Source organism: Methylobacterium sp. B1 (assembly GCF_000333255.1).
Classification (GTDB): domain Bacteria; phylum Pseudomonadota; class Alphaproteobacteria; order Rhizobiales; family Beijerinckiaceae; genus Methylobacterium; species Methylobacterium fujisawaense.
On sequence record NZ_BACT01000199.1, the window covers coordinates 1 to 12,233 of the forward strand.

The 12,233-nt window shown below is 68.9% G+C and carries 11 protein-coding genes and 1 tRNA gene; 7 read left to right on the forward strand and 5 right to left on the reverse strand.

All coding sequences use genetic code 11. The features are described from left to right. The first annotated feature begins 230 nt into the window (after positions 1-230). On the forward strand, positions 231-854 hold the full coding sequence (locus I53_RS05275; RefSeq protein ID WP_043347481.1) for a ribonuclease D: 624 nt from the start codon (positions 231-233) through the stop codon (positions 852-854). 164 nt (positions 855-1,018) lie between these two features. Here the strand turns inward: I53_RS05275 and I53_RS05280 are convergent, their stop codons facing one another. Both I53_RS05280 and glnA read right to left on the reverse strand, forming a co-directional pair. Next, positions 1,019-1,657: a VOC family protein gene (locus tag I53_RS05280; protein ID WP_043347484.1), complete on the reverse strand. Its 639-nt coding sequence runs from the start codon at positions 1,655-1,657 to the stop codon at positions 1,019-1,021. A 219-nt stretch (positions 1,658-1,876) separates the two neighbouring features. Then, on the reverse strand, positions 1,877-3,286 hold the full coding sequence (gene glnA / locus I53_RS05285; protein WP_043347485.1) for a type I glutamate--ammonia ligase: 1,410 nt from the start codon (positions 3,284-3,286) through the stop codon (positions 1,877-1,879). A gap of 335 nt (positions 3,287-3,621) precedes the next feature. Between glnA and I53_RS05290 the strand changes: the two genes are divergently transcribed. Continuing rightward, positions 3,622-4,656, forward strand: a complete 1,035-nt coding sequence (locus tag I53_RS05290; protein ID WP_043347488.1) for a glutamine synthetase beta-grasp domain-containing protein — start codon at positions 3,622-3,624, stop codon at positions 4,654-4,656. Positions 4,657-4,850: 194 nt separating this feature from the next. Here I53_RS05290 and I53_RS05295 read toward each other — a convergent pair whose 3' ends face one another. Next, entirely contained in the window at positions 4,851-5,030 is a 180-nt protein-coding gene (locus I53_RS05295) for a DUF2735 domain-containing protein (RefSeq protein ID WP_043347490.1), read from the reverse strand. Positions 5,031-5,193: 163 nt separating this feature from the next. Beyond that, a complete protein-coding gene (locus I53_RS05300) occupies positions 5,194-5,532 on the reverse strand; it encodes a P-II family nitrogen regulator (RefSeq protein ID WP_003600526.1) in 339 nt (112 codons plus the stop codon). A gap of 194 nt (positions 5,533-5,726) precedes the next feature. On the opposite strand from I53_RS05300, the gene I53_RS05305 reads away from it, so the two are divergent. Continuing rightward, positions 5,727-7,226: a bifunctional ADP-dependent NAD(P)H-hydrate dehydratase/NAD(P)H-hydrate epimerase gene (locus I53_RS05305; RefSeq protein ID WP_043347493.1), complete on the forward strand. Its 1,500-nt coding sequence runs from the start codon at positions 5,727-5,729 to the stop codon at positions 7,224-7,226. Here I53_RS05305 and I53_RS05310 read toward each other — a convergent pair. Continuing rightward, on the reverse strand, positions 7,219-8,703 hold the full coding sequence (locus I53_RS05310; RefSeq protein WP_043347495.1) for a multicopper oxidase family protein: 1,485 nt from the start codon (positions 8,701-8,703) through the stop codon (positions 7,219-7,221). The two genes, I53_RS05305 and I53_RS05310, sit on opposite strands and share 8 nt — an antisense overlap. A 148-nt stretch (positions 8,704-8,851) precedes the next feature. Between I53_RS05310 and I53_RS05315 the strand changes: the two genes are divergently transcribed. From I53_RS05315 to clpX, 4 genes are all read left to right on the forward strand, one after another. Further along, positions 8,852-8,936: transfer RNA gene (locus tag I53_RS05315), tRNA-Leu, on the forward strand. 131 nt (positions 8,937-9,067) lie between these two features. Continuing rightward, positions 9,068-10,477, forward strand: coding sequence for a trigger factor (gene tig / locus I53_RS05320; RefSeq protein ID WP_043347496.1), 1,410 nt, complete (start codon positions 9,068-9,070; stop codon positions 10,475-10,477). Between the two features lie 127 nt (positions 10,478-10,604). Further along, positions 10,605-11,231 carry an ATP-dependent Clp protease proteolytic subunit gene (locus I53_RS05325; protein ID WP_012322036.1) on the forward strand — a complete coding sequence of 209 codons (627 nt, stop codon included), beginning with the start codon at positions 10,605-10,607 and terminating at the stop codon, positions 11,229-11,231. Between the two features lie 186 nt (positions 11,232-11,417). Continuing rightward, positions 11,418-12,233 (forward strand): ATP-dependent Clp protease ATP-binding subunit ClpX (gene clpX / locus I53_RS05330; protein WP_043347499.1); only part of this gene is annotated, 816 nt, incomplete at its 3' end.

Genomic DNA, 12,233 nt, shown 5'->3' on the forward strand with positions numbered 1-12,233 from the left:
ATCCAGCAGAAAGTAGATTGCCGTGCCGACGNAGCGCCCCTCCACCGGCGGGGGTCGCGAAAGGTCTCGCGTAATTGCCGCCCTCGGGATGGGGTTCAGCCCCAGCGTCGCGATCACCTCGGCTGCCGTCATGATCCGCCTCTCCATCCGCCGGGCCGGCGTCCGGCCGGCCGCTTGCCGGCACTGGACGCCGATGCTACCGGCCGAAAAACCCGTAAGGTCCGAAAAAGATGCCGAGCCCCACCGTACGTCTCCACCGCGGCGACCTGCCCGCCGATTACGATGCGGGCCGGGCGGTGGCCATCGACACAGAGACGCTCGGGCTCAACCCGCATCGGGATCGTCTCTGCGTGGTGCAGCTCTCCACCGGCGACGGGACGGCCGACGTGGTCCAGATCCCGCAAGACGGTCCGGAGCCGGTGATGCTCAAGCGCGTCCTGGCCGATCCGGAAATCCTCAAGATCTTCCACTTCGCGCGGTTCGACGTGGCGGTCCTGTATCGGGCGCTCGGGGTGATGCCAACGCCGGTCTACTGCACCAAGATCGCCTCGAAGCTCGCCCGGACCTATACGGATCGCCACGGCCTGAAGGACGTGGTCCGCGAACTCGTCGGCGTCGACCTGTCGAAGCAGCAGCAATCCTCGGATTGGGGCGCCGAGAATCTGTCGCAGGCCCAGCTCGATTACGCGGCGTCGGACGTGCTCCACCTTCACGCGGCCCGCGACCGGCTCGACGCGATGCTGGCCCGGGAAGGGCGCAGCGATCTCGCGGCCGCCTGTTTCGCTTTCCTGCCGACCCGGGCCCGCCTCGATCTCGACGGCTGGCCCGAGACCGACATCTTCGCGCATACTTGAGGAGGCGGAGGATTCTGCACACTTCCTGTGCGGAGTGAGACTTTCCTGTCACCGCACCGCGATGTGTCGCTGGTAAGTTGTGGTTGCCAGGGCTTCCGGGTCCCGGCCAGTCCCTCCTCGCCGGTCACCCACCCGATCAGGCCGGCGAGGAGGGTCCGTCGTGCTCAGGTCAGCGTCCGCGGGCCGGACTGCGTCGTGATCCGGGCGGTCCAGCGCGGGCCGGGGCCCGCCACGACCCGCGGCGGATCGGCGAGGCCGAGCGCGGCGTGCAGCTCCGTGACGGCGTCGGGATCCGGATGCGTCAGGATGAGCGCCTCCAGACCAGCGCCGAGATCCGGCATCCGCCCCGCCGGATTCCCGCGTGGCCCCCAATCCATGACGCACGGCGCTGCCCCGTCCGCCGGCCACGCCCCGCCCGGGGGCACCGCGAAGCGCCAGGACAGGTCGCCGCGGGTCATCGTCGCCGCCGCGCCGAGGAGCGCGCCATGGGCGGCGAGAACGCCGTCGAGATCGTCCGTGCGGGCGACGAAGCCGCGCAGCCGCCGGCCCGAATCCCAGTCGGCCCGCACCCGTGCGGCATCGCCGAGGCCGAACCAGCGCGCCCGCGGCGGGACCGGCGCCTCGGGATCGACAGCGATCACCTCCAGGAACGTGGCGTCGCCGAGACGCATCAGATGGTTGCGGGTGCCCATCTCGCGGTGGCGCCCGCCTTCCGGCATCGTCAGGCCGAGGCAATCCCGGACATGCGCCACGCCTTCCGCGAGATCGGGCGCGACGACGACGAGGTGGTCGAGGGTAAGCATCGGGCGGGCTCCGTGTGACCGCTAGCGCCTGGGCGGCCGGCGGCCCGGGCATTCCCGGGGCCGCGCGGGTCCCGACCCGGCCTTCGTGCTGATGGGCGCCGCAAAATCAGGAGGGGATGGGTAACTCCGGAACGTCCCCAAGAAAAAGGCCGGGGCCCCGCGAGAGGCCCCGGCCTGGGAGAGATCCGGGCCGGGCATCGTGCCCGGCCCGCAATCCCCTTACAGCGAGTAGTACTGCACGAACTCGATCGGGTGCGGGGTCATCTCGTAGCGCAGCACCTCGGTCATCTTCAGCTCGATGAACGAGTCGATCTGGTCGTCCGAGAACACGCCGCCCTCCTTGAGGAAGGCCCGGTCCTTGTCGAGGTTGGCGAGCGCCTCGCGGAGCGAGCCGCACACGGTCGGGATCTTCTTCAGCTCCCGCGGCGGCAGCTCGTAGAGATCCTTGTCCATGGCCGGACCCGGGTCGATCTTGTTGCGGATGCCATCGAGGCCGGCCATCAGCAGCGCCGAGAAGGCGAGGTAGGGGTTCGCCATCGGGTCGGGGAAGCGGACCTCCACGCGCTTGGCCTTCGGGCTCTTGGTCCACGGGATGCGGCAGGAGGCCGAGCGGTTGCGCGCCGAGTAGGCGAGCAGCACCGGCGCCTCGTAGCCCGGCACTAGGCGCTTGTACGAGTTGGTCGACGGGTTGGTGAAGGCGTTCAGCGCCTTGGCGTGCTTGATGATGCCGCCGATGTACCAGAGGCACTCCTGGGAGAGGCCGGCATACTTGTCGCCGGCGAAGACCGGCTTGCCGTCCTTCCAGATCGACTGGTGGACGTGCATGCCCGAGCCGTTGTCGCCGTAGACGGGCTTGGGCATGAACGTCGCCGACTTGCCGTAGCTCTGCGCGACGTTGTGGATGCAGTACTTGTAGATCTGCATGTGGTCGGCGAGCAGGGTCAGCGTGTCGAACTTCATGCCGAGCTCGTGCTGGGCCGAGGCCACCTCGTGGTGGTGCTTCTCGACCTTCACGCCCATGGACTGCATGGCCGCGAGCATCTCGCCGCGCATGTCCTGCGCCGAATCCTGCGGCGGGACGGGGAAGTAGCCGCCCTTGGTCTGCACCCGGTGGCCGAGGTTGCCGCCCTCGTAATCGGTGAAGCCGTTGGTCGGCAGCTCGGTGGAGTCGAGCTCGAAGCCGGTGCGGTAGGGGTCGGCGCCGAACTTCACGTCGTCGAACACGAAGAACTCGGCCTCGGGGCCGACATAGATCGTGTCGCCGATGCCGGTCTGCTGCAGGTAGGCCTCAGCGCGCTTGGCGGTGCCGCGCGGGTCGCGGCCGTAGGGCTCGCCGGTGGCCGGCTCCAGCACGTCGCACACGATCGACATGGTCGCGGCCGAGAAGAACGGGTCCAGGGTGGCGGTCACCGGATCCGGCATCAGCAGCATGTCGGACTCGTTGATCGCCTTCCAGCCGGCGATTGAGGAGCCGTCGAACATGGTGCCCTCGTCGAAGATCTCCTCGTCGATGAGCGACACGTCGAACGTGACGTGCTGCCACTTGCCGCGCGGGTCGGTGAACCGGAAGTCCACGTAGCGCACGTCGTTGTCCCGGATCGTCTTCAGCACCTCGGCCGCATTGGTCATCGTGGGCATCCTCCAGGGATCTCTGAATCGTCTCTCGGGGCGCACCCGCACGCGGTCGCGTGCGCCGGCAAGCGGGGCTTGATATCCGGCGCGGGCGTGCCTTGCCACCCGCCGGGCCCCGGAATCGGCGGCCGGATAGAACGATCGGTCCGCGATTGCGTCCGATCTCGAAACCGTGTTCGCGCCATACCGTTTCTAGGGCATCGTTGTTCTCCGGCAATGGCCCTGCTGGCACGATCCATGCGAAGGCGGCCGCAGCCGTCGACGAGGCGGCAAGCCGTTCGCGTCTTCCCGGGTTGCCCAGGTCGCGCATCGATACGGACGAGAGAACCGGAATGACCAAATATAAGCTCGAGTACATATGGCTCGACGGGTACACGCCGACCCCGAACCTCCGCGGTAAGACGCAGATCAAGGAATTCGACAGCTTCCCGACCCTCGAGCAGCTCCCGATGTGGGGCTTCGACGGCTCGTCCACCAAGCAGGCCGAGGGCGGCAGCTCCGACTGCATGCTGAAGCCCGTGCGCCACTTCCCCGACCCGGCCCGCAAGAACGGCGTGCTGGTGATGTGCGAAGTGATGATGCCGGACGGCGTGACCCCGCACGAATCCAACAAGCGCGCCACCATCTTGGACGATGCCGGCGCCTGGTTCGGCTTCGAGCAGGAGTACTTCCTGTACAAGGACGGCCGCCCGCTCGGCTTCCCGGCCTCCGGCTACCCGGCGCCGCAGGGCCCGTACTACACCGGCGTCGGCTACTCGAACGTCGGCGACGTCGCCCGCAAGATCGTCGAGGAGCACCTCGACCTCTGCCTCGATGCCGGCATCAACCACGAGGGCATCAACGCCGAGGTGGCCAAGGGCCAGTGGGAGTTCCAGATCTTCGGCAAGGGCTCCAAGAAGGCCGCCGACGAGATGTGGATGGCCCGCTACCTCCTGCAGCGCCTCTGCGAGAAGTACGGCATCGACGTCGAGTACCATTGCAAGCCGCTCGGCGACACCGACTGGAACGGGTCGGGCATGCACTGCAACTTCTCGACCGCGTTCATGCGCGAGCACGGCGGCAAGGCGTATTTCGAGAAGCTCATGGAGGCGTTCAAGAACGCCCGCGAGGAGCACATCGCCGTCTACGGTCCGGACAACCACATGCGCCTGACCGGCAAGCACGAGACCGCCTCGATCCACGAGTTCTCGTACGGCGTGGCCGATCGCGGCGCCTCGATCCGCGTGCCGCATTCCTTCGTGAACAACGGCTACAAGGGCTACCTCGAGGATCGCCGTCCGAACTCCCAAGGCGACCCCTACCAGATCGCCTCGCAGGTGCTGAAGACGATCGCTTCCGTGCCGGCCGAGGCCGCTGCAGCCGCGTAAGACGCGTCGGAAGCGTCAGCTTCCCACAGAACGAACGAAGCCGGGCCCTCGGGTCCGGCTTCGCCGTTTCCGGATCGGATGGGCCGGTCCGTGACCCGCGCCGGCGCTTCAGGATAGCGAGCTCCGCTCGGCGGCCCTGTAACGTATGGGTATCGCGGGGTCCGTGGACGGGCGGCACGCCCGAGTTTCGGGTCTCAGGATCGGCGCGGGCGCTCGTCGTCGCGGATCGCCGCCTCGTGGTACCACGCGCCGCCGCCGAGGCTCGGCACGGGTGCGGGTTTCGCGTCCGGAGCGGCCCGCGCGGTCAGGCGCGAGCGCCGGAATGCGGACAGATCGTAGATCTTGGCGCTCTCGCGCGGGTCCGTCGCGGCCATCGCACATCCTCCTGCATCGGGTTCAAGTGGCCGATCAGGCCAGCCGTTCCCGATGATGTGGGGTGTGGAAGGCGGCGCTCCAGTGCGGAGCGCGCCGATGCCGGACATTCGCGCAGTGCGAAATCTTAGGCAGAGAAGCGTTGCGGGAGCGGGACGGCCCGCGTCAGATCGCGTCCGTTCCGGTCTCGCCGGTGCGGATGCGGATCGCTTCCTCGATGGTCGAGACGAAGATCTTGCCGTCGCCGATGCGGCCGGTCTGGGCCGACTTGCGGATCGCCTCGACGGCGCCCTCCACAAGGGCGTCGGACAGAACGATCTCCAGCTTCACCTTGGGCAGGAAGTCGACCACGTATTCGGCGCCCCGGTAGAGCTCCGTATGGCCCTTCTGACGGCCGAAACCCTTCGCCTCGATGACGGTGATGCCCTGGAGACCGACCTCCTGGAGCGCCTCCTTCACTTCGTCGAGCTTGAAAGGCTTGATGATCGCTTCGATCTTCTTCATGCCGCTCGGGCCTGCGCTGCGGTGCCGGGCATTTCTAACATCCTCGTGACGCCTCCGCCATGCCGTTTTCGCGGCGTGCCCAACCATAGTGCCTATTTCATGTGCGATCCACGCACATCCTTCAGGCGCTTCTCCGGTTTTTGGCGCGTTTTTAGTCAGGGCTGATCGGTGCACGGGCAGAGGGGAGGGCGGACATGCGGTTGTTGACGGTCGCGGCGATGAGGCGGGTCGATGCGGCAGCCATCGACGGCGGCGTGCCGGGCCTCCGGCTGATGGAGGCTGCCGGCGCCGCGGTCGCCGCCCGCGCTCGGGCTCGCCTGCCGGCGGGCGGAAAGACGGTCGTCCTGTGCGGACCCGGCAATAACGGAGGCGACGGCTTCGTGGCCGCGCGCCTGCTGGCGGAGGCCGGCTACGGCGTCGACCTCGTCCTTCTTGGTGAGCGTGCGGCGCTGAAAGGGGACGCCGCCCTGGCCGCCGAGGCCTGGACGGGACCGGTGCGTCAGGCCGACGGCAACCCGCTGCCGTCCTGCGACCTCGTGATCGACGCCCTGTTCGGGGCCGGTCTGTCGCGCGATCTCGAAGGCGCCGCCCGCGCGCTCGTCGAGGCGGTGAACGCCGCCGGGGTCCCGGTGCTCGCGGTCGACGTGCCGAGCGGGATCGACGGCGATACCGGTGCGGTGCGCGGTGTCGCGATCCGGGCGGTGGAGACCGTGACCTTCGTGGCGTTCAAGCCCGGACACCTGCTCCAACCCGGGCGCAGCCTCTGCGGGCAACTCAGCCTCGCGGATATCGGGACCGGACCGGAGGCGCTCGCGGCCGGTCTGGCCGTCGGCCCGCCGCTCCATCGGAACGGGCCCGACCTGTGGGCCGGAGCCTTCCCGCGGCTCAGCGGATTGAGCCACAAATACACCCGCGGCCACGCCCTCGTGCTGTCCGGGCCGGCCACGAAGACCGGGGCCGCCCGGCTGGCCGCCCGCGGTGCCCTGCGGGTCGGCGCCGGGCTCGTGACCGTCGCGTCGCCGCCCGCGGCGCTCGCCGAGCACGCCGCGCATCTCACGGCGATCATGCTGCGGCCTTGCGAGAGTGCCGATGACCTCGACGACCTGCTCACCGACGAGCGGCTGAATGTGGTTCTGGCCGGGCCGGGGCTCGGAACCGGCGAGCCCACCCGGGAACGCGTCGCCGTGGCGGCGGCGGCCGGGCGCGGCCTCGTTCTCGATGCCGACGCGCTGACGAGCTTCGCCGGGCAGGCGCGCCTTCTCGCCGCCCATTTGGCGGATGGCGATGCCCGGGCCGTCCTGACCCCCCATGCCGGCGAGTTCGAGCGGCTCTTCGACGGTACGGCGGCGGCAGGCGGCGCCGACAAGGTCGCGCGGACCCGCGCGGCGGCGGAACTCACCGGCGCCGTCGTAGTCCTCAAGGGCGCCGATACCGTCGTCGCCGCCCCGGACGGCCGCGCGGCGATCAACGACCACGGCAGCCCCTATCTCGGCACTGCGGGCTCCGGGGATGTGCTGGGTGGCCTGATCGCTGGCCTGATGGCCCAGGGCATGGACCCCTTCGAGGCCGCCGCCGCCGGGGTGTGGCTCCACGGCGATGCCGGCCTGCGCCACGGTCCCGGCCTGATCGCCGAGGACATCCCGGAGCTGATGCCGGCGGTGCTCCGGGACCTCGTCGAATCCGCGCTCAGGTGACTTCGAAGACGGTCCACAGGCCGGTGTCGAACCGCTCCAGCACCGTGGCGCTGATCAGCCAGCGCCCCGGATTGTCGGCCAGGAAGCCGATCCGTGCGGTCCTGCCCTCCAGGAGCTGGAACGTGTCGAGCCAGTAAGGCTCCCAGCCATCGTCGAGGGGGTGGAGCAGCCGGAAGCAATGGCCGTGCAGGTGCAGGGACTGGGGAAAGGCGGTGTCGTTGCGCAGGGCCAGCACCACGACCTGGCCGCGCTTCACCGAGAAGATCGGCTGGAGGCCCGTGGTGCCGCTCGCACCGTTCACCGACCAGATCTTCTGCGGATCGCCCGTATAGACGGCGTCGGGCGCCGGACCGTCCTTGGCGCCTCCCTTGTCCTTCGGCACGAAGGCGCCGCCGGTGATCACGACGTCGCGGCGCAGGGCGTTCTGGAGCTTGACCTCGGCCGGCAGGCGCTTGTTCTCGCCGATCGGCCCGATCGGCGGCCGCTTCTCGGTGATCTTGGCGCCCTTCGTGGTGACGCTGGCCAGGATGAGGCCCTTGCCGATCAGCGCGTGGATCGCGCAGGTGGCGCCTTCCTCCTCCGGCAGGTCGACGAGCAGGTCGTAGCGGGTTCCCGGCGGGAAGGGCAGGGTGGCCCGGAGCGGCTCGAACGTGTCGGTCGGCTGCCCGTCGACCGCCGCCACATAGACCTTGACGCCTTCGAACTTGATGCGCGTCGCCCGGGCGTTGCAGGCATTGCCGAGGCGCAGGCGGACCCGGGCCCCGGGGCGGGCCTCGAAGATGCCCGGCACCGGCTTGCCGTTGACCGTGACGAGGTTGCCGAGGCGCCCGTGTGCGGCGGCGAGCGGAACCTGCCCGAAGGGCATGAGCGTGCCGTCATCCTCGAGCCGCCAATCCTGCAGGACGACGCTGACATCGGCATCGACGGCGGGCGGATTCGCCTCCTCGACGACCAGCATGCCCGCGAGCCCGCGCCCCGACGGTTCGCTCGACCCCCCGACGACCAACGGCCGGATCAGGTAGGAGCCGGCATCCGGCGGCGTGAACGCGTAGAGGAAGTCGCCGCCCGGCGGGATCGGCGCCTGGGTCACCCCGCCGACGCCGTCCATGGCGTTGACGTTGCGCACCCCGTGCCAGTGCAACGCGAGCGGCTTGTCGGTCCGGTTCTCGACCTTCAGCCGCACCGGCTGGCCGAGCTTGACCCGGACGACGGGCGGCAGGGCCTTGCCGTCGAAGCACCAGACCGGCGTTTCGGGCGCGGGCTCCGGCCGGAACCGAGCCCGGCCGGGGGCCGCCGGCAGGGCGGCCGGTTCCGGTTGCGCCGGAGACGCCGCCCCGTTGCCGGGGGGCGGGCTCGGCGCCTGGGCCCGCGCCGCGTCCGGCACCAGCCCGAAGGCGGCGGCGGTGGCGAGGAGGCTCCGGCGCGACGGCGAGCCGGCGCGCGAATCGGTCGGCGGCACGGGGCGGGATGGCGGCATGGGATCTCGGCTGCGGCTCGCGACGGGTTCGCTCCATAGCGGCGTGTCGGCTCCCGCGCCACAGGGGTAAGTTTTTTGCTGCGGGCCGGCCGGCCCATGCTATAGGGCGCGCTTCCGGCGGCCGGCGATGCGCCGGATGTCGGCGCGCGCGGGCGTGGCGGAACTGGTAGACGCGCTGGATTTAGGTTCCAGTGTCGCAAGACGTGGGGGTTCGAGCCCCTCCGCCCGCACCAGGACGTCTGCTGCGGTAGCGGTCCCCTCGGGACCCTCCGTCCCGTACCCGACATCTCGGCATCCCGGTCCGCGCGAGCACGACGCCGGCCCGCCCGGCGAACCCAGGTTTCTTTGAAGAGCGACGACGACGATGCAGGTGACCGAGATCAACGCCCAGGGGCTGAAGCGCGAGTTTCAGGTTCTGCTGGCCGCCCAGGAACTCGAGGAGCGCCTGACCAACGAGCTGTCCGGCATGAAGGACAAGGTGCAGCTCAAGGGCTTCCGCCCCGGCAAGGTGCCGGTCGCGCATCTGCGCAAGGTCTACGGCCGCTCCGTGATGGCTGAGGTGGTGCAGAACGCCGTCAACGAGGCCAATCGCCAGATCGTCGCCGACAACGGCCTCAAGCTCGCCCTGGAGCCGCAGGTCGAGTTCCCGAGCGATCAGGCCGAGGTCGAGAAGGCGCTCGACGCCAAGGGTGACCTCGCCTTCAAGGTCGCCCTCGAGGTGATGCCGAGCTTCGAACTCGCCGACCTCTCCGACGTCAGCCTGACCAAGCGCGTCGCCAAGCCTTCCGACGCGGAGGTGGACGAGGCCCTGGAGCGCATGGCCGGCCAGGGCCGCCCGTTCGCCGAGCGCGACGAGGGCGCGGAGGCCCAGAGCGGCGACCGCGTCACCATCGACTTCGTCGGCCGCATCGACGGCGAGGAGTTCCAGGGCGGCAAGGGCGAGGGCATCGATCTGGAGCTGGGCTCCGGCTCGTTCATCCCGGGCTTCGAGGACCAGCTCGTCGGCGCCAAGGTCGGCGACAAGCCGCTCGTGAAGGTCACATTCCCCGAATCCTACGGGGCCGAGCACCTCGCCGGCAAGGACGCCGAGTTCGACGTGACGGTCACGAAGATCCAGGCGCCGGGCGAGGCCAAGGTGGACGACGAGTTCGCCAAGTCCATGGGCATGGAGTCGCTGGAGAAGCTCCGCGAAGCCGTGTCGGAGGCGATCGGCCGCGACTTCGAGGCCGCCACGCGCCGCCGCCTCAAGAAGGACCTCCTCGACGCCCTGGACGGCAAGTACGCCTTCGAGCTGCCTCCGTCCCTGGTGGCGCAGGAATTCGCCGCGGTGTGGGCCCAGGTCGAGCAGGACCTCAAGACGCGCGGCAAGACCTTTGAGGATGAGGACACCACCGAGGAGAAGGCCCAGGCCGAGTACCGGAAGATCGCGGAACGGCGCGTCCGTCTCGGTCTCGTGCTTGCGCAGGTCGGCGAGAGCGCCGATATCAAGGTCTCGGATGAGGAGGTGAACCAGGCCCTCATCGCCCGGGTCCGGCAGTTCCCGGGCCAGGAGCAGCAGGTCTGGGACTTCTACCGGAAGAATGCGCAGGCGCTCGCGGAACTCCGCGCGCCCCTGTTCGAGGAGAAGGTCGTTGACCACGTCCTCGGGCAGGTCAAACTCGTCGAGGAGCCTGTCTCGAAAGAGGCGCTTTTCGCAGACGAAGATGACGACGACACGACCGGCGAGAAGCCGGCAGACAAGGCCGAGGCCAAGACCGAGGCAAAGGCCGACTGAGTCCCGCCCTGTCCGAGCGACGGCGGGCAAGGGTTAGGCGATGGTTAAGCATCGCCGGTGTTCGCTGACATGCCCGGGGCTGCCCTGATTCGCGGCAGCCCCGGGCCTCACTCCTGGGCAGGACGAGATGAGAGATCCGATCGACGTCTACAACAATGCGCTCGTGCCGATGGTCGTCGAGCAATCGAGCCGCGGCGAGCGCGCCTTCGACATCTACTCCCGCCTGCTGCGCGAGCGCATCATCTTCCTCACCGGCCCCGTGGAGGATTACGGCGCGTCGCTGATCGTGGCGCAGCTGCTGTTCCTCGAGGCGGAGAATCCGAAGAAGGAAATTTCCTTCTACATCAACTCCCCCGGCGGCGTGGTCACCTCGGGCCTGTCGATCTACGACACGATGCAGTTCATCCGCTGCCCGGTGACGACGCTGTGCGTCGGCCAGGCCGCCTCCATGGGATCGCTGCTGCTCACCGCCGGCGAGCCCGGCCACCGCTTCGCCCTGCCGAACGCCCGGATCATGGTCCATCAGCCGTCGGGCGGCTTCCAGGGCCAGGCGACCGACATCCTGATCCATGCCCGCGAGATCGAGGCGCTGAAGCGGCGCCTGAACGAGATCTACGTGAAGCACACGGGTCGCGACTACGACACGATCCACACCGCCCTTGAGCGCGACAATTTCATGACCGCGGACGCGGCCAAGGAGTTCGGGCTCATCGACGAGGTGATCGAGAAGCGCCCCGAGCCGGCAGCCGCCTGATCGGATCCGCGACGCCTGACCGCCGCGGCGCGGCCTTGATCCCGCCGCGGCAGCGTGTTTGCATCCGAGATCGGGCCCTTCGGTCAAAGGCGCGCAGCACACTGTTTCTTTAAACGGGCCCCCTACATTCAAACGATGCGCGTCCGCCCCCTTGCTGGCTGCGGACGCGAGGAATCGGAGACCGATATGAGCAAGACTGGCGGCAACGACTCGAAGAGCACGCTGTATTGCTCGTTCTGCGGCAAGAGCCAGCACGAGGTCCGCAAGCTGATCGCTGGCCCGACCGTGTTCATCTGCGACGAGTGCGTCGAGCTGTGCATGGACATCATCCGCGAGGAGTCGAAATCCTCGCTGGTGAAGAGCCGCGACGGGGTGCCGACCCCGAAGGAGATCCGCCGCGTCCTCGACGACTACGTCATCGGCCAGGACTTCGCCAAGAAGGTCCTCTCGGTCGCCGTGCACAACCACTACAAGCGGCTCGCGCACGCGACGAAGCACAACGACGTCGAGCTGGCCAAGTCCAACATCATGCTGATCGGGCCGACCGGCTCGGGCAAGACGCTGCTCGCGCAGACGCTCGCCCGCATCCTCGACGTGCCGTTCACCATGGCGGATGCCACGACCCTCACCGAGGCCGGCTACGTCGGTGAGGACGTCGAGAACATCATCCTCAAGCTGCTCCAGGCCTCGGACTACAACGTCGAACGGGCGCAGCGCGGCATCGTCTACATCGACGAGATCGACAAGATCTCCCGCAAGTCCGACAACCCGTCGATCACCCGCGACGTGTCGGGCGAGGGCGTGCAGCAGGCGCTCCTGAAGATCATGGAGGGCACGGTCGCCTCCGTTCCACCCCAGGGCGGCCGGAAGCACCCGCAGCAGGAATTCCTGCAGGTCGACACGACCAACATCCTGTTCATCTGCGGCGGCGCCTTCGCGGGGCTGGAGCGGATCATCTCCCAGCGCGGCAAGGGCACCTCGATCGGCTTCGGCGCGACCGTG